Raw genomic sequence first — 16,842 nt, forward strand, 5'->3', positions numbered from 1 at the left:
AGGTGGACGGATTCGGACGGGTGATGCGCTGATGGCGATGAGATCACCCCTGCCCGTACGCAACGGCGTGAACGCGACACGGCTCCGCCTGCCGGTGGAGGGTCCGTGGGAGACCGCCCTCGACTACATCCTCGACCGTTTCGACCACGTGGATCCCGAGGGCATCGGCGAGCGCTTCGACCGCGGCGAGGTCGTCGCGCTGGGCGGCGAGGTCCTGACACGGTCCACACCGCTCGGTGAGCACACCTTCGTCTGGTACTACCGTGAGCTGCCGGTCGAGGAGCGGCTGCCCGTGGAGCTCTCCATCCTGCATCAGGACGATCACCTGCTCGTCGTCGACAAGCCGCACTTCCTGCCGACCACGCCGGGCGGCATGTACGTGGCGGAGTCCGCCCTCGTGCGGCTGCGCGTGGAACTCGGCATCCCGGACCTGATCGCCATGCACCGGCTGGACCGTATGACGGCCGGCATCCTCATGTTCTCCGTCGATCCGGACACCCGCGGCGCCTACCAGCTGCTCTTCGAGAACAGGCGCATCAGCAAGGAGTACCGGGCCGTGGCGCCCGTCCGGCCGGAGCTGCGGCTCGACGACGAGCCGCAGGACGTGCGCAGCAGGATCGTGAAGTCCCGGACCTACCTGCTGGCCCAGGAGGTCGAGGGACCGGCGAACACCCACACCACGGTGAGCCTGCTGGATCAGCGCGGGGACCGCGGCCTGTACCGGCTGCAGCCGCACACCGGGAAGACCCACCAGCTCCGGCTGCACATGGCGTCCCTCGGGCTCGGCATCGTCAACGACCCGTTCTACCCGGTGCTGCACCCGCAGGCGCCCGACGACTACACCCGGCCGCTGCAGCTCCTCGCCCACAGCATCGCGTTCACGGACCCGGTGGACGGCACCGAGCGGAGCTTCGAGTCCGGCCTCACCCTGGCCTGCTTCGCCTGACCCTGCCCTGATCCGTACCGACTCCCGACCGGGTTCTCCACGGGTTCTCCACCGGGTGCTGGACCGTTTTCTCGACCGTGTTCGTCCCCTGGCCCGGACCGGTTTCCTCCCGGGGCCCGGCGCTGATCCGGGTCCGGACGGTACATTTGCGGAGTGGACCTGCCCGGAACGGACATCCCCGACCCGCTCTACCTCCTCGTCATGTTCGCCGTCGTCGTCGCCGATGTGGTGCTCCCCGTCGTGCCCTCCGAACTGCTCGTGATCGGCGCCGGCACCATGGCCGCCGACGGCATGCTCCTGCTGCCCGTCGCGGGCCTCGTCGCATGGGCCGGCAGCTGGCTCGGGGATGTGGCCCTGTTCCTCCTGTTCCGGCGCCGGCTCACGCATGTCCTCGACCGCTTCCGCTGGGGGCGCCGGGTCCACCGGGGGCTGCGTGAGGCCATCGCGAAGGCGGGCTCGTCGCCCACCTACGCCGCCGTCGTCGCCGTGCGCTTCCTGCCCGGCGGGCGCACCGCGAGCGTCTCCGCAGCAGGCATCGCCGAACTGCCCCTCCGCCCCTTCATGCTCGCGGCGGGCACCGGAGGGGCGCTGTGGACGGCGTGGCTGGTCGGCCTCGGCTTCGTCGCAGGCGCTTCGACCGGGCTGCCCGCCTGGATGGGCGCGCTGCTCGGAATGGTGGTCGGTACGCTGGTGGGAGCCATCACGGCAGCAATCATCGCCCTGAAGAGACACCGGAAGGCCAAGAACGCGCATGAGCACCCCGAAGAACCCGGGTCCGAGGCTCCCTGACAAGCCGGTCAGGCCTCCGACCGTCGCACAGGAAGCTCCCGCCGCCCCGCGCTCCTCCGAGTCGACGGGTGTCCTCGAACGCCTCAAGGCCGCGCAGCCACGGGGTGCCGGTGCTGCCGACCACGACGGGCCCGACCGCCCGGCCGTTGCGACCACGGCGGCGAGCGCAGGAAGGTCCGGCGGCGTGGGGTACGGCGCCTCACGCGCGGACGGCCACGACCGGGCCGATACCTCGCGCGGCCCGGGTGCCGCCGGCAGCAGGAACGACCCCAGCGGCGGCACCCGCACCCTCGATGCGCCCGCCAGAACCACGGACAGCGGACCTGCGGGCAGCGGCGTCACCCGCACCCTCGATGCGCCCACCGGGGCCGAGGGCAGCAAGGAGATCCCCAGCCGCCAGGGCAGCGATGACGGCGGCGCGGCTGCCGCCGAGCGGCTCCGGGTCGCGGCCGTCCGGGCGAGGGCAGCGGCCGTCCGGGCGAGGGCAGCGGCCGTTCGCGCGAGGGAAGCGGCCGGAGTGACCGGCCGGGCCATCCACCACGGCAGCCGCGCGACGGCCCGCCAGGTCTCCTCCTGGGACCGGGACGTCGTCCGGCAGGTGGTCGTGACGGTATGCGCCCTCGCCTGCATCCTCGGGTCGGCGGCGGGTGTCGGCGCCTTCGGCGGCCCGTCGATCCGGGACGCCGCCGGCGGCCTGTTCGCCCCGGACGCGACGCTGCTGGCGCCGTCGTCGGCGGCCTTCTCCATCTGGAGCGTGATCTACGTGGGCCTGGTGGCGTACACGGTGTTCCAGTGGCTGCCGTCGCAGCGGAGGACAGACCGCCAGCGGGGCCTCGGCTGGACCGTGGCGGCCTCCATGCTCCTCAACCTCGCATGGATCCTGAGCGCACAGGCCGGCCTGCTGACCTTGAGCCTCGTGGTCATCATGCTGCTCTTCTTCGCACTCCTGTCCGCCGTCCGGACCATGAACGACCACCCCAACGAGACGCGGCTCGAGGGTGCGCTCGTGGATACGCCGATCGGTCTCTACCTGGGCTGGGTGCTCCTGGCGGCGGCCGCGAACTGGGCGGCGTTCCTCACGGCGACGGGCGCGGACCTCTTCGGCTGGTCCGGTGTCGCGTGGTCCATCCTCGGGATCACGGCCGTCCTCGTGACGGCCGCCATCATCTGCTCGACGGACCGCGGACGCCTTGCCGTGGCCGTGGCGACCTCGTGGGGGCTGCTGTGGATCGCCGTCGAACGGGTGCTGGGCGAGCCGTTCGCGATGAACCTGGCGTTCTTCGCCGTCCTGGCGATCTTCCTGCTGCTCATCACGGCAGGCTCGCGCCGCCACCGGGTGGACCACGAGTATCGGCACTGGCTGCGGGCGCAGCAGGACGCCCGGCGCGAGCCCGTCCACCTGGGGGGCGGCGACTACGAGGACTCGCGCTACTAGCCGGGTGGGCGGGCGCGGGGCTGAGCCCAGCGCCGGGCTCAGCCCGTGTTGCGCATCCCCGCGGCGACGCCGTTGATGGTGATCAGCATCGCGCGCTGGAGCGGCCCGTCGGGCTGCCCGCCGTCGGCCTCGGACCGCACACGGCGCAGCAGTTCCACCTGGAGGTAGGAGATCGGGTCGAGGTACTGGTCGCGCACCGCGAGGGAGCGCTTGAGGACCGGCTGGTTGTCGAGCAGTTCGCGTTCGCCCGTCAGCTGCCTGATCTCGGCGAGCGTGAGTTCGTACTCCTCCCGGATGACCCCGAACAGGTGCTGCAGGTCGTCCGGCACGAGGGCCTCGACGTAGTGCGCGGCGATCTCCAGGTCCGTCTTCGCGAGGGTCATCTCCACGTTCGACACCACGGTGCGGAAGAAGTGCCAGCGCTCCAGCATCTCCGCGAGCAGTCCCTCATGGCCTGCCTCCCGCGCAGCGCGCAGTCCGGAGCCGACGCCGAACCAGCCGGGGACGATCTGCCGGGACTGCGTCCAGCCGAAGACCCACGGGATGGCGCGGAGCCCACCGAGGCCGCTGCCCGAATCCGGCCGCTTGGCGGGACGCGAACCGATGTTGAGCGAGCCGAGCTGCTCCACGGGCGTGGAGGCGAGGAAGTACGCCGGAAGGTCCTCGTGGTCGATCAGCGAGCGGTAGCGGGCGAACGCGGCGTCCGACACCGTCTCCATCACCTCCGCCCAGCGATCCCGCTCGTCGTCCGACGAGCGGGGCGTGCGGTGCAGTGCGGAACCCTGCATGACCGCGGCCAGGGACAGCTCGAGGTTCTCCCGGGCGAGGGCGGGCAGCGAGTACTTGTCACTGATGACCTCGCCCTGCTCGGTGAACTTGATCTCGCCCTCGAGGACACCGTTGGGCTGGGCGACGATGGCGTCGTACGTCGGTCCGCCACCCCGGCCCACGGAACCGCCGCGGCCGTGGAACAGGCGAAGCCCCACCCCGTGCTTCGCGGCGACGTCACGGAGGAGCCGCTGCGTCTTGTGGATCTCCCAGAGGCTCGTGAGCACGCCCGATTCCTTGTTGGAGTCCGAATAACCGAGCATCACCTCCTGCACGTCACCGCGCAGGCGCACCACCTCCCGGTACGTGGGATCGGACAGGAGCGTGTCCACGATCCGGGCGGAGACCCGCAACTCGTCGACCGTCTCCAGGAGCGGCGCGAAGCCGATCTTCGCGAACGCGCCGGAGTCGGCGCCCCCGGAGCCGTTCCCGACGACGTCGACCAGTCCGGCCTCGCGGGCCAGCACCACCGGGGCGAGCACGTCATCCGCGCCGCGCGTCATGGAGACGATGTAGGTCTCGATGACGTCGGGGCCGTAGGTCTCGAGTGCGGAGGCGATCTCGCGGAAGACGTCGAACGTGCGGCGTGCGGCGTCGTCGAGGGGAGGGTTCGCCGTCGCCAGCGGACGCCGGGAGGCCAGTTCGTCCGACAGCGTGCGGAGGCGGTCGGCCCGGGACAGCTCGAGGTAGGGGACCTCCAGCTCGCCGAGCCGGTCGGTCAGCTGGGCGATCACGTCGTGGTGCATGTCGGCGTGTTCGCGGATGTCGAGGGTCGCGAGGTGCAGCCCGAAGGACGAGATGACGCGCGACGCGGTGGCCAGGGCGCCGTCCGCGGCGAGGCCCGCCGCGTGCTCCCGGAGGGAGTCCCCGACGAGCTCGAGATCCGCCAGCACCTGTGCGGTGTCGTTGTAGTCCCGGCCGGGCTCGTGCGCCGAATGGTTCTGCACCCGCGCGGCGGTGTTGAGGAGCTTGGCCTTCACGCAGGTCAGCTTGAGCCGGTAGGGCTCCTGGGCGTTGAGCTCGAGGATCCGCTTGTCCAGCCGGGGGAGGTTCGCCAGGTCGCGCTGGATGGATGCCGTCAGCTCCTCGGACGCCGCGACGATCGCGGTCGAGGACGAGAGCGAGGAGATGAGCCGGTCGATGAAATGGATCGCGATGCGGACGGCCTGCTGGTTCTGGATCTGCAGGATCTCGCGGGTCACGGCCGCGGTGACGTTCGGATTGCCGTCACGGTCGCCGCCGATCCACGAGCCGAACCGGAGCGGGGCCCCCTCGGCGGGCAGCGCCACGCCGTGCTCGGCGAGGAGGTCGGAGAGATCCTCGAGCAGTTCGGGCATGGACGTGGTGAGGATTCCGCCGAGATAGTAGATGGCGTTCCGGGCCTCGTCGATCGGCGTGGGCCGGACCTGCCGCAGTTCGTCCGTCTGCCAGATCAGGTCGATGACCTCGGCGAGCCGTCGGTCCTGACGGCGTCGGCGCTGGGAGCCCTCCGGCGTGGCCTCGGCGAGGATGTCCGACAGGAGGCGGAGCTTGTCCAGGACCGACCGCCGCGACGCCTCGGTGGGGTGCGCCGTGAAGACGGGGCGCACGTCGAGGGAGGCGACGACGCCGGCGAGCGCGGCGGGACCGGCGTCGGATGCGATGCGGGAGACGGTCTGCGCGAGCCAGCCGTCCTCCTCGGGCCGTGCGCGCAGGCCGCGCACGCGGTGGACCTGCTCCGCGGCGTTGGCCAGGTGGAAGTAGGCGGCGAAGGCCCGCACCAGGTCCGTCGCCTGGTCGATGGGCAGGTCCGCGAGCAGCTCGCGCACGCGACCGGCCAGCTCCGCGCGCTCACCGGCGTCGCTGACGCTGCCCGATTCCTTGGACTGCTTCGTGAGCAGGCGGACGCGTTCCACGAGGTCCAGCAGCTCCTGCCCGTGCTGCCGCACGAGGGATTCGCCCAGCAGGGTGCTGACACGCCGCACGTCGGCCCGGAGTTCGGCACTGACGTCTCCTCCCGCATCGCCGAGCCGGTCGCCGGCGGGTGGGGCTGTCACTTCGAGGGGCACTGTCACAACGGCCTGCTTTCAGGTCACGGAAAACGGGCGTATACGGCACTGGATACGACGGATGATGGTCGGATTTTACCCGGCGATGTGGCGCCGACCTCACCCGGTCCGTCATGTGAAGCGGCCCCGGCCGGTGCACCCTGCCTCATGCCCGGCGATCAGCGCAGGGGCAGGGCGACGACGACGACGAGTGCCAGCGCACCGAGCAGCGCCACGGCGGCCGTTGTCCCCAGGACGCCGACGACGTCGGCCTCGATCCGCCCGACGCGGATCCCGCGGGCGCTGCGCCGGTAGCGACGGGCCTGCCCGGCGGTGATGGCCAGGGCCGTCGCGGCGGTCAGCAGGGTCAGCCCGAGGGGGAACCAGCCGTAGCGGGGCACCCAGCGGAGCAGGAGGACGCCGGCGACGACCAGCGCGAGCATGGTGCGGTTCCAGGCCAGCGTCGTCCGTTCGGGCTGTAGCCCGGGATCGGCGTGTGGTCTCGGGACCGGGTCCTCCTGCGGCGTGTGCACGGTCAGGCGTTGCCCAGGACCACGACGAGGAACGCTGCGGCGACGAGGGCGCCTCCACCGGCGAGGACGGGGACGAGGATCGACAGGGGCAGCGGGGCCTGCCGGCGCATAGCCCGTTCGACGGCGAGCCAGCGGACGCCGGCCGCGACGGCCAGGACCATCGCGAGCAGCAGGAGCACGACGGCGAGCGCGGTCCGGACCGGGCTCGCGAACGTGTCCGAGGTGAAGGCCTCGACGGCGACGCCCCCGGCGAGGAGCGCGAGCGCCGTCCGGATCCACGCGAGGAACGTCCGCTCATTGGCGAGGGTGAACCGGGGGTCCGGCTCGGTCCCGCCGCCGAGAATCCGCGCGGACCAGCCCCGGCGGCCGGGGGGCGAGGCGCCTTCGATCGCGGGTGCGCCGGCTGTCTCCGGGGCGTGTTCGGACGGTTCGTCCCTCGATGACCTCACGGCCCCATGGTAGGGCCGGCCGACGGCGGCGGGGTGTCCTGCCGTGCAGTTGGACCTCCGTCCGCCTGCGCCGGTGGTCCTGGACGCAGGGACGTTTTGCCTTTTCACGCCATAGTACGGTTGGCTGGGAAGCCGCCGATCGCCCCCCACCGTCGAGGTCCACATGCATCAGCCGCAGGAAGGTCCGACCACCCGGTCGGGCCGAATTCCCGCGACACCCCAGGCCCGACGTCGCGTCCTGATCGTCGCCACGGGCCGGGATCGCGGTGCACTCGCGGCCGCCCGCGCCTTCCGGCGCGCGGGCTGGTACGTCGGCGTGGGAACCCCCGAGGGTGGGGGATCGCTCGGCGCGTCGGCTGCCTGTGACACCACGTTCCACGTGCCGCGTCCCCGTGACGGGAGCTCCGGCTTCATCGAGGGTGTCCGTGGAGCGGCGGAAGCAGGGGCCTTCGACGTGGTCTTCGGCGGAGGGGACGACTGGATGGCAGCCCTCGCCGCCTACCGGTCGCAGATCCCCGTCCCGGTGGCGCACCCGGACTTCGCCGTCGTCGCGACGGTCCTGGACAAGCTCAGGCTCGCTCAGTTCGCCGGGAAGGCCGGGTTGGCGTCGCCTCACACGGAACTCGCCACGGACGAGGCCCTTGCGGGCTGGTCCGGGCCGGTGGTCGTGAAATGCAAGGAACACTGGGCGCCCCAGCAGACCCATCCGCTGCGCATCGAGGCCAAGCTGTTCGGCTCCCCCGCCGCCGCACGACCCCAGGTCGAGAGGATCCGGGCAGCCGGGGCGCAGGCGATCCTGCAGGAGCCGGTCGAGGGGACGCTCGGAGCGCTGATCGGCGTCTTCCACGGAGGCAGGCTGCTCGGCCGCACCCAGCAGGTGTCGACGCACCTGTGGCCCACCCCCAACGGCGCCTCGGCCCGGGCGTCCACCGTCACCGTCGACGAGGTGCTGGTCGGGAAGGTCGAGTCGATGCTCCTCGACATCGGCTGGCACGGCCTCGTCGAACTCCAGTTCCTCACCGGCGACGACGGTGTCCCCCACCTGATCGACTTCAACGGACGGTTCTACGGCTCGCTCGCGCTGGCCGAGTCCGCGCGGCCCGGCCTGGTGCACAACTGGGCGCTGGCCGCGATCGGCGCGGAGCCGTCGTCCCTCGCCGACGCGACACCCGGGAAGCGCTACTCGTGGCTCACCGGCGACCTGCGGCGCGCCCGCATCGAACGGCGTCATGGTCTCCTCCGCGATCTCGCCGACAGCATCCTCTGGTCGACGCGCGCACGCCACAGCATCTGGGATCCCCGCGATATCGGCCCCTCGGTGAGCCTGGCGCTCCGGCGGTTCCGCCGCCCCTGAGGATCGGCCGGAGCCGTCACCGCCGGCGCGCGGCCCTCACCATCTCGAGCGGCACGAGCCGCTCGGGCGCACGCGCGAGGACCAGGCCTGCCACGTACACGCCGAGGATCACGGTTCCGACCAGCGTGCCCTGGACGAGCGGGGAGGCGCCGTCGGTCGCCGCCAGGACCGCTGCTCCACCCAGGCCGGCAGCAGTACCGATCGCCGCGGCGCGCGCCACGAGGGCGAGGGCAGGCCGGACCTCCACCGCCGCGTGCCGGCGCGCGAGGAGCCAGGCGTTCGCGACGGCGGCGAAGACGAGCGAGGCCGTCGTCGCCAGTGCGATGCCGGCCACGCCCATCACCGGTGCGAGGAGGATGTCACCGACGACGTTGATGACCATGGCGGCGAGCGACACGAGGACCGGCGCACGTGAATCACCGAGCGCATAGGACGTGCTGACCATCACCTGCCGGACTCCCATCGCGACGAGCGCGGGTGCGTACCAGAGGACCGCGACGGCGGTGGTGCCGGCGTCGTCGGCCGTGAACTCCCCGCGTCCGTAGGCGACGAGCGAGAGCGGCAGCGCCGCCACCATCAGCACGATAGTCAGCGGTACCAGGATCGTGACGGTGACGGACAGCCCGCGGGACACGAGGCGCCTGACCTCCTGCACGTTGCCGGCGGCCGCCCCGAGCGCCGGATAGAGCGGCACGAGAAGGGAGGCGATGAGCAGGGTCTCCGGCAGGTTGACGAGGCGCCAGCCGTAGGACAGGGCCGTGATGGCGCCGTCGCCCAGGGTCGATCCGACCGCCCGGTCGACCAGCGAATTCACGTTGGCGATCGCACTTCCCACCAGCAGCGGCGGCATGAGCCGCGCGATCTCCACGAACCCCGGGTGCCGCACCTCCCACCGGGGCCGGACGCGCAGACCGAGTGCGTGCAGGGGTGGCAGCTGCAGCGCCAGTCGCGCAGCGGATCCGATCACGAAGCCGACGGCGAGCGCCTGGATCCCGTACTGCGGGCCGAACAGTCCGGCCGCCCCGATCATGATGATGTTGAACGGCACCCCCTGCAGCGAGGACCAGACCACCCTGCCGTGGGCCTGCGCGACGGCAGCCAGGAGGTCGGTGCCGGCGATCAGGACGGTCGCCAGCAGCACGATCCTGGTCAGGGTGACGGTGAGTTCTGCCTGTTCGCCCTCGAACCCGGGCGCCAGCACCGCCGTCACGGGGGCGGCGAGGATCCCCACGACGACGGCACCCAGCCCGAGAACCACCATGGTCACGGTGATGGCGGTGTCGAAGCTGCGGTGCCCGCGGCAGCGCGGACCCTCGGCGGCGACCTCGCGCGCGATGACGGGGGTGACGGAGCGGGCCATGGCGTAGGCCACCAGACCCAGCACGACGTTCATGAGTCCCTGCGCCACCAGGTAGGCGTCGAGGGACGGCCCCGCGCCGTAGACCGCGGCGATGACGACGTCGCGCACGAAACCGAAGACCGTGGAGACGGCCGTCAGGGCGGTCACCACGACGGCGGCACGCGAGACGCTCACCCGACCGCCTCCCGATGTCATGCCCAGCCAGAACCTCGATCATTCAAGCATGACGGCCGTCTGGAGGGCGAAACGGGCGATCCCCGACCCCGCCATCGATCAGGTGCGGGCACGGAGTCGGCTGCGGGTCAGGCGAAAGCGGAGATGCCCGTCAGCGCCCTGCCCACGATCAGGCTGTTGATCTCGTAGGACCCCTCGTAGGTGTAGACGGCCTCCGCGTCGGCGAAGATCTTCGCCATGGAGAAGTCCGTCACGATCCCGTTCCCGCCGAGGATTCCCCGCCCGAGTGCCACCGTCTCGCGCATCCGGGCCGTCGTGAAGGACTTGGCGAAGGCGGCCTGCGGCATGTCGGACGCGCCCTGCTCCTGCAGCTGGGCGATGCGGGTCATGACCCCGAGGCTCGCCGTCGTGTTGCCCATCATCGTGACGAGCTGGTCCTGGACGAGCTGGAAACCCGCGATCGGCCGGCCGAACTGGTGCCGCTCCACGGCGTACTGCCGGGCGACGTCGAACGCGGCCAGTTGCTGGCCGACGGCCTGCCAGCCGACGAGGATCCGGGACCCCAGCAGGAGCTGCCGCGTGTCGTCGAAGGACGCGATGCCGGCGAAACGGTCGGCCTCGTCGACGCGCACGTCGGTCAGCGTGATGTCCGCGTTCTGGACCGTCCGGAGCGCGGTCTTGTTCGCGATGACGGTGCGCGTCACCCCGGGCAGCGTCGCGTCGAGGATGAAGCCCCGCACGCCCCCCGTCTCCGTATCCCGCGCCCACAGGAGCATGTAGTCGCAGAACGTCCCGTTGCCGATCCACCGCTTGGCACCGTTGAGCACCCAGGTGTCGCCGTCGCGCGTGGCGGTGGTCGCCATGCCGCCGGCGACGTCGGAGCCGTGCAGCGGCTCGGTGAGCGCGAACGCCCCCGTGATCGTCAGGTCCATGGCGTCCTGCAGGAGCCGCGCCTTCTGCTCCGCGCTGCCGAACAGGTGCAGGGCCTCGACGAAGAGGTCGTGGTGGACCATGAAGAACGTCGCGATCGAGGTGTCCGCGCGGGTCATCTCCGCGATCACGAGGCCGCTGAACAGATGGCTGTAGCCCTGCTGCACCGGCGTGCTGAGCTGCAGGTCCGCGAGCTTCGGCAGGAGCTCGTGCGGGAACTCGGCCCGGTTCCACCAGTCGACGGCGCGCGGCGAGACCTCCTTGTCCAGGAAGTCCCGGACGTCCTGCAGTTTCGAGCGCTCGCGGGCGGGGAGGAAGGATTCGAAGCCGAGGAAATCGGCGGTGGGCAGCTGGCTCATCATCGAGCCGTCCTTTCGATCGAGCTGAGACCGGGAGCGGCGCTATCTCGGCGCCATGCGGATGGCACCGTCGAGGCGGATCGTCTCACCGTTGAGCATCTGGTTCCCGACGATGTGTGCCGCGAGCGCCGCGTACTCGACGGGCTTGCCGAGCCGGGACGGGTGCGGTACCTGGGCGCCGAGGGAATCCTGGGCCTCCTGCGGCAACCCGGCCATCATGGGCGTCTCGAAGATCCCGGGGGCGATGGTGACCACGCGGATCAGGGACCGCGCGAGTTCACGCGCGAGGGGCAGCGTCATCGCCGCGACCCCGCCCTTCGACGCGGCGTAGGCCGGCTGTCCGATCTGGCCGTCGAACGCCGCGACGGACGCGGTGTTGATGATGACGCCGCGCTCGTCCGAGCCCCCGAGGCCCCGGACGGTGGGGGTGGCGGCCATGGCTTCGGCGGCGAGCCGGACGACGTTGAAGGTGCCCACGAGGTTGACGGTGATGACCCGGGTGAACTGTTCGAGCGGCAGGACGCCGTCGCGCCCGAGGACCTTGCCGGGTGTGGCGATCCCGGCGCAGTTGACCACGATCCGCAGCGGGCCGAGGCCTGCGGCGGCGTCCACGGCGGCCTGGACCTGGGCGGGATCGGCGACGTCGGCGGCGACGAAGCGCACGCGCTCGCCGCTCGGGTCCAGCTCCGCGGCAGCGTCGGCGCCGGCGGACTGCGGCAGATCCACGAGGACCACCGCCGCGCCGTCGTCGACCAGCCGGCGGGCCGTGGCGAGCCCGAGCCCGGAGGCGCCACCGGTGACGAGGGCCACTGCTCCCCTGATGTCCATGCCTGGTCCTTCCGCATTCGATGGACCGCCGTTGGTCCATCCACGCGCCCAGCGTACTGTGACGTGGCCCACTGCGCACCTGGCGGAGGATCTGCTGCGCATCCTGCCCAATCCGGCAGTACTCCGGCATGACTAGGGTGGTCACATGCCCATTCCCGACCACGCGGCCGCCGCCGCTGCCCGAAGCGTCCGGCACCTGTTCGCCCGGCGGAGCCTGCGGGTGCCGGGGACGCGCCTCGCGGCGGTCGCCTTCCCGGCACCGACCAGTCCCCGGAGCCACTGGCACTACTGGTGGCAGGCGCACTACCTCGACTGCCTGCTGGACGAGCACCAGCGCGATGCCGGGTCGGGCGCGCTGCTCGAGGCCCGGAAGCTGGCCCGCGGCATCTGGCTGAGGAACGGCGGCCGGTGGCGCAACGCCTACTACGACGACATGGCCTGGCTCGCGCTCGCCCTGCAGCGCCTGGACGCGCTGGACGGACGGAGCCGTCCGCGGCGCGGCGTGCGGGTGCTGGGTGACGCGCTCCGTTCGGCGCACACCCCGGACCTCGGCGGCGGCGTCTACTGGAACACCACGCGCGACTACAAGAACACGCCGAGCACGGCCCCCGCGGCCCTCTTCTTCGCACGGGCAGGAGAGACCGGGCGGGCGCAGGAGCTGCTCGACTGGCTGAGGGATCGCCTGTTCGACGCCACGAGCGGCCTCTACCTCGACGGCGTCAAGGCCGACGGCCGGGTGGAGCGCTCGCTGCACACGTACAACCAGGGCACGGTGCTCGGCGCGCTGGTCGCCGTCGGCGGACCGGCCGGGCTGCGGCACGCGGCGGACCTCGCCGCAGCGGTGGCCAGGGAGGTCGCCGACGGCGACGGCGTGCTGCCGCTGGCGGGCACGGGCGACGCCGGTCTGTTCACCGGGATCCTGGCGCGCTACCTCGCACAGGCCGCCGCGGCGGAGATCGGCGCGGCGCCGGCCACGGAGGCCCGGACCGTGCTCGCCGCGACGGCGGAGCATGTCTGGTCCGGCCGCCGCACGGACGCTTCCGGGATGCTCGTCTTCCCGCCGCGGCAGGACGGACCGGTCAGCCTGTCCTCCCAGCTCCAGGCCTGGATGATCCTCGAGGCAGCGAGCACGAGCCGCGCACAGGAGAGGAAGGCCCATCACCCCGGGTGACAGACTGCTCGCATGGAGAACCCACCCCGCGACCACGACCTCGTCATCTACGGAGCGACCGGTTTCGTCGGCGAGCTGATCGCCGCCTACCTCGCGACGCACGCCCCGGCCGGCCTGCGGATCGGGCTCGCGGGCCGGTCGACGGCCAGGCTCGAAGCGGTCCGCTCGCGGCTGCCGGCCGCGGCGCACGCATGGCCCCTCATCGAAGCGGACTCAGGGGACACGGGCTCGATCACCGCCCTGGCCGAGCGCACCCGGGTGCTCTTCACCACCGTCGGCCCCTACGCGAAGTACGGGCTGCCGGTCGTCGAGGCCTGCGCGCGGGCGGGCACCCACTACGGCGACCTGACGGGCGAGGTCTCCTTCGTCCGGGAGGCGATCGACCGCTGCGACGCCCTGGCCCGGTCGAGCGGCGCCCGGATCGTGCACTCGTGCGGCTACGACTCCGTGCCGTCCGATCTGGCGGTACTGCTGCTCCACCAGGCGGCAGAGGCCGACGGCGCCGGCGCCCTGACCGAGGTCCAGCTCGTCGCGACGGCCAAGGGCGGCATCAGCGGAGGCACCCTCGACTCGATGCGCGTGCAAGTCGACGGGATGCGGTCGAGCGCCGCGCTGCGGTCCCTCATCGCCGACCCCTATGCCCTCAGCCCGGACCGCGTGCGGGAGCCCGCGACGCCGCAGCCGGCGGACGCCGGTCCGGTGAGCCGCTCCGGCGACGGCCTCTGGACCGCGCCCTTCATCATGGCCGCCGCGAACACCCGGATCGTGCGCCGCAGCAACGCCCTGCAGGACTGGGCCTACGGCCGCTCCCTGCGGTACGGCGAGGTGATGGGCGTGGCCCGCGGCCCGGCGGGGGCGGTTATCGCCGGAGCGACGGCGCTCGGACTCGGCGTGTTCGCCGGTGCGATGACGTTCCCGGTGACCCGCCGCCTGCTCGACCGCGTGCTGCCGGCCCCGGGGACGGGCCCGAGTGCCGGCACACGGCGCAAGGGGTGGTTCCGCTCCCAGGTGACCGCCCTCACCGAGGGCGGTCACCGGTACCGGGCGGTCGCTGCCGGTCCCGGCGATCCGGGCTACGCCGCCACCGCCGTCATGGCGGGTGAGACGGCGCTGGCCCTGGCACTGGACGGCGACCGGCTCCCCCGGGTGAGCGGATCACTGACGCCGGCCACCGCGCTCGGCGATGTGCTCGTGCAGCGGCTCCGTGCAGCCGGCCACACCTACGAGGTGGCCAGGCTGGCCTGACCGGCGTCAGTCGCCGGCCGTCGAGCCCTTCCCCTGCGGGTAGAGCGTCTCCCCGCGCGCCAGCATGGCGACGAACTTCGTGATGTTGCGTTCCTTCGCCGCGTCCGTCTTCAACTGGGACAGCCGGAAGATCATGGCGTAGCGGTTCTGCGAGGACAGGGTGCGGAAGGTGGCGAGCGCGGCGTCGTCGGCCTCGATCGCGGCGAGGAGTTCGGGCGGCATCTCGGCGTTCGCCGGTCCCGAGTAGGCCCGCTCCCACCGGCCGTCGGCCTGCGCGGCCGCCACCGCCCGCTCGCCCGCCTCCCGCATGCGGCCCTCGGCGCGGAGCCGCTCGATGTGACCCTGGTTGCGGACGGACCAGATGCTCCGCGGACCGCGCGGCGTGAAGCGCTGGAAGTAGCTGTGCTCGTCCCGGGACTTCGCCTGCCCGTCGATCCACCCGAAGCACAGCGCCTCGTCGAGCGCCTGCGCGTAGGTGAGCCGGGTCGTCGTCCCGCCCTTCTTGTGCTCGATGAGCCAGACCCCGGGCGAGGAGGCGTGGTTCTCCTCCAGCCAGGCCCGCCATGCGGGGGCGTCGGGCAGGAGGAGCTCGGGCAGTTCGGCCTTCATGCGATCACCCTAGGACGACTTCGGTCATTGCGGAACCGGGGTGCTGGCATGCTGGACGGACCCGGACCTCACCCCGACCCGAAGGAGGACCGATGCTCCGCGTCCGCCCCCTCGTCCATACGCCGGACCTTCCCGGTGCGGCCAGCTTCCTGCGGACACTCGGTCTCGCTCCGGCGCAGCACCCCGTGCCGACTGCCTCCTGCGCCGTGTTCGACGCCGGGAGCGGCCGCGTGGCCCTCCACGCCTGCACGCCGGGCAGTGAGGAGGACGGCACCGTGACCCTCGCCTTCGACGTCTCCGACGTACGGGAGTTCGCGCGCCGGACCGCGGAGGCGGGCACCGCCGTCGGGCTCTCCGACGAGGGCCACGGCCTCGCCGCCCGCGTCACCGCGCCGGACGGGCTGTCCTTCCTCGCCGGCGTCGGGCCGCGCGAGACGGGTGCGCCGCCGTCGCCACTGGCGGTCCTCGCGCTCTGGCACACGCCCGACGTCGGACCGGCCGCGAAGGTGCTGGGAGACATCGGGGGGAAGCCCAGGACCAGCTCCGATGCCGGCACCTGGCACGACTTCCGGGCGAAGAACGGAGGCCTCGTCGCCGTGAGCGCCGGGCCGCGCACCGCTGTCGACCTGGCCTTCGAGTACGACGGCGATGTGCGGGGGATCCTCGCCGGCCTCGCCGCGGGTGGCCCCGAGGCCGTCGTCGTCGAGGGTGCGGACGGACGGTCGCTGCGCGTCCGCGCCCCCTGGGGTGCGGAGGTCCGGATCACCGAGTGGCAGCGGGATTCATCCGGCCGCACGGTGCACTGACCGGGCGCCCCGCGGCGCATCACGAACGAGGGGTCACGTCCGCCGCGGTGAGCCCGCCTACCGCCCGAGTGCGGCCCCGAGCTGCGCGGTGTACAGCGTGGCGACCGCATTGTGCCCGTCCTGCGACAAGTGCACATCGTCCAGGTACTCGGCGTTGGCTGCGCTGGCGAGGCCCGCGACCGAGATGAAGGTGACGCCGTGCTGCGCGGCGTTCAGCGCCAGCACCTCGTCGATGTGACGGCGCTGGACGTGCGAATCATCGCTGCGGGACATGACTCCGTTGATCACGATCCTGCTGTTCGGGTACATCAGCTTCAACTTGGCCCAGAGGGCCGTGCTGTCGGCGATGACCTGTGCGTCCGACTTCCACGATGTCGCGTCGTTGCCGCCCATGGAGACCAGCACCAGGCCCGGGGTGCCGCCAGGGAACGGCATCAAGCCGTTCCGGACCGCGGTCCAGCCGGTTCCACCGGCCCCGACACTGGCGGTCGAATAGCCCATCCCCCCGAAGGCGAGGTGCGAGGCCTGATCGGAGAAGCCCATGGCGCGGGCACCCTGCTCGCTCCAGGAGTCACCGTCGAGCTGTGAATCGCCGTAGAGCACCACCGACGTCGCGGTGGCCTCGACGGAGGTGAAGGGGTAGACGGAGGACCCCGGGGGCGCGGCTGGCGGGGCGACTGCCGGCGCGCCCGTCGTGATGATGCCTTTCTGGAACTGGGTGTAGGTCCCTGCCTCGTCCTTCCAGGTATCGCTCGTCGGCCAGCCGTACCTGCCGAAGTTGCTCTCCAGCGTGGTGAAGTGCCCGGTGTCGATGCTCCTCGCACCGGTTGTCGGGCCCCACACGATCATGCCCCCCTGGAAGCGTTGGTAGTACCCACCCTGCCAGGCGGTCTTGTTGCCGGTCGGCAGGCCGAGGAAGGATTGGGCGCCGCCCTTCTGCTCGTAGTAGGTCTGGATGCCACCGTTGGTGGTGGCGAAGACCTGGCCGCGGGACCAGAA

15 protein-coding genes are annotated in these 16,842 nt (G+C 72.0%); 7 read left to right on the top strand and 8 right to left on the bottom strand.

The annotated features are described in order from the left end of the window. The first annotated feature begins 37 nt into the window (after nt 1–37). The 3 genes from CXQ92_RS07965 (at nt 38) to CXQ92_RS07975 (ending at nt 3,170) form a co-directional block, all read left to right on the top strand. Complete coding sequence (locus tag CXQ92_RS07965) at nt 38–946, top strand: RluA family pseudouridine synthase (RefSeq protein WP_104168146.1); 909 nt, start codon at nt 38–40, stop codon at nt 944–946. Nucleotides 947–1,099: 153 nt separating this feature from the next. Next, nucleotides 1,100–1,735: a DedA family protein gene (locus CXQ92_RS07970; RefSeq protein ID WP_258069811.1), complete on the top strand. Its 636-nt coding sequence runs from the start codon at nt 1,100–1,102 to the stop codon at nt 1,733–1,735. Then, a complete protein-coding gene (locus CXQ92_RS07975) occupies nt 1,698–3,170 on the top strand; it encodes a TspO/MBR family protein (protein ID WP_104167038.1) in 1,473 nt (490 codons plus the stop codon). The genes CXQ92_RS07970 and CXQ92_RS07975 overlap by 38 nt, the downstream gene beginning before the upstream one ends. 38 nt (nt 3,171–3,208) lie before the next feature. On the opposite strand, the gene ppc is transcribed toward CXQ92_RS07975, so the two are convergent. The 3 genes from ppc to CXQ92_RS18625 all read right to left on the bottom strand — a co-directional run bounded on the left by ppc (nt 3,209) and on the right by CXQ92_RS18625 (nt 6,947). Continuing rightward, on the bottom strand, nt 3,209–6,046 hold the full coding sequence (gene ppc / locus CXQ92_RS07980) for a phosphoenolpyruvate carboxylase (RefSeq protein ID WP_258069911.1): 2,838 nt from the start codon (nt 6,044–6,046) through the stop codon (nt 3,209–3,211). 158 nt (nt 6,047–6,204) lie between these two features. Further along, the gene (locus CXQ92_RS07985; RefSeq protein WP_104167040.1) at nt 6,205–6,558 is read right to left on the bottom strand and encodes a DUF202 domain-containing protein; all 354 of its coding nucleotides are present in this window, start codon (nt 6,556–6,558) and stop codon (nt 6,205–6,207) included. Between the two features lie 2 nt (nt 6,559–6,560). Further along, entirely contained in the window at nt 6,561–6,947 is a 387-nt protein-coding gene (locus tag CXQ92_RS18625) for a YidH family protein (RefSeq protein ID WP_258069912.1), read from the bottom strand. A 223-nt stretch (nt 6,948–7,170) separates the two neighbouring features. On the opposite strand from CXQ92_RS18625, the gene CXQ92_RS07995 reads away from it, so the two are divergent. Beyond that, nucleotides 7,171–8,361 carry a hypothetical protein gene (locus CXQ92_RS07995; RefSeq protein ID WP_104167044.1) on the top strand — a complete coding sequence of 397 codons (1,191 nt, stop codon included), beginning with the start codon at nt 7,171–7,173 and terminating at the stop codon, nt 8,359–8,361. A gap of 16 nt (nt 8,362–8,377) precedes the next feature. On the opposite strand, the gene murJ is transcribed toward CXQ92_RS07995, so the two are convergent. From murJ to CXQ92_RS08010, 3 genes are all read right to left on the bottom strand, one after another. Continuing rightward, complete coding sequence (murJ, locus tag CXQ92_RS08000; protein WP_258069812.1) at nt 8,378–9,895, bottom strand: murein biosynthesis integral membrane protein MurJ; 1,518 nt, start codon at nt 9,893–9,895, stop codon at nt 8,378–8,380. Nucleotides 9,896–10,023: 128 nt separating this feature from the next. Continuing rightward, nucleotides 10,024–11,184: an acyl-CoA dehydrogenase family protein gene (locus CXQ92_RS08005; RefSeq protein ID WP_104168149.1), complete on the bottom strand. Its 1,161-nt coding sequence runs from the start codon at nt 11,182–11,184 to the stop codon at nt 10,024–10,026. A gap of 42 nt (nt 11,185–11,226) precedes the next feature. After that, entirely contained in the window at nt 11,227–12,012 is a 786-nt protein-coding gene (locus CXQ92_RS08010; protein WP_104167048.1) for an SDR family NAD(P)-dependent oxidoreductase, read from the bottom strand. 145 nt (nt 12,013–12,157) lie between these two features. On the opposite strand from CXQ92_RS08010, the gene CXQ92_RS08015 reads away from it, so the two are divergent. Together CXQ92_RS08015 and CXQ92_RS08020 are read left to right on the top strand one after the other, a co-directional pair. Next, nucleotides 12,158–13,183, top strand: a complete 1,026-nt coding sequence (locus CXQ92_RS08015; protein ID WP_104167050.1) for a glycoside hydrolase family 76 protein — start codon at nt 12,158–12,160, stop codon at nt 13,181–13,183. A 12-nt stretch (nt 13,184–13,195) separates the two neighbouring features. Further along, a complete protein-coding gene (locus CXQ92_RS08020; protein ID WP_104167052.1) occupies nt 13,196–14,428 on the top strand; it encodes a trans-acting enoyl reductase family protein in 1,233 nt (410 codons plus the stop codon). 6 nt (nt 14,429–14,434) lie between these two features. On the opposite strand, the gene CXQ92_RS08025 is transcribed toward CXQ92_RS08020, so the two are convergent. Further along, nucleotides 14,435–15,037, bottom strand: coding sequence for a YdeI family protein (locus CXQ92_RS08025; RefSeq protein ID WP_104167054.1), 603 nt, complete (start codon nt 15,035–15,037; stop codon nt 14,435–14,437). 92 nt (nt 15,038–15,129) lie between these two features. Here CXQ92_RS08025 and CXQ92_RS08030 point away from each other — a divergent pair, with 92 nt between their 5' ends. Next, entirely contained in the window at nt 15,130–15,843 is a 714-nt protein-coding gene (locus CXQ92_RS08030; protein WP_104167056.1) for a VOC family protein, read from the top strand. Between the two features lie 57 nt (nt 15,844–15,900). Here the strand turns inward: CXQ92_RS08030 and CXQ92_RS18105 are convergent. Next, nucleotides 15,901–16,842: SGNH/GDSL hydrolase family protein (locus tag CXQ92_RS18105; RefSeq protein WP_258069813.1), on the bottom strand; the 942-nt coding region annotated here is incomplete at its 5' end.

It is taken from the genome of Arthrobacter sp. SX1312, assembly GCF_002929295.1.
Taxonomy (GTDB): Bacteria; Actinomycetota; Actinomycetes; order Actinomycetales; family Micrococcaceae; genus Arthrobacter_D.

Bases quoted from the DNA above. Each gene is read 5' to 3' on its own strand.
- CXQ92_RS07965 (WP_104168146.1), top strand. From the start codon at position 38: ATGAGATCACCCCTGCCCGTACGCAACGGCGTGAACGCGACACGGCTC.
- CXQ92_RS07975 (WP_104167038.1), top strand. From the start codon at position 1,698: ATGAGCACCCCGAAGAACCCGGGTCCGAGGCTCCCTGACAAGCCGGTC.
- CXQ92_RS07995 (WP_104167044.1), top strand. From the start codon at position 7,171: ATGCATCAGCCGCAGGAAGGTCCGACCACCCGGTCGGGCCGAATTCCC.
- CXQ92_RS08005 (WP_104168149.1), bottom strand. From the start codon at position 11,184: ATGAGCCAGCTGCCCACCGCCGATTTCCTCGGCTTCGAATCCTTCCTC.
- CXQ92_RS08010 (WP_104167048.1), bottom strand. From the start codon at position 12,012: ATGGACATCAGGGGAGCAGTGGCCCTCGTCACCGGTGGCGCCTCCGGG.
- CXQ92_RS08015 (WP_104167050.1), top strand. From the start codon at position 12,158: ATGCCCATTCCCGACCACGCGGCCGCCGCCGCTGCCCGAAGCGTCCGG.
- CXQ92_RS08020 (WP_104167052.1), top strand. From the start codon at position 13,196: ATGGAGAACCCACCCCGCGACCACGACCTCGTCATCTACGGAGCGACC.
- CXQ92_RS08025 (WP_104167054.1), bottom strand. From the start codon at position 15,037: ATGAAGGCCGAACTGCCCGAGCTCCTCCTGCCCGACGCCCCCGCATGG.
- CXQ92_RS08030 (WP_104167056.1), top strand. From the start codon at position 15,130: ATGCTCCGCGTCCGCCCCCTCGTCCATACGCCGGACCTTCCCGGTGCG.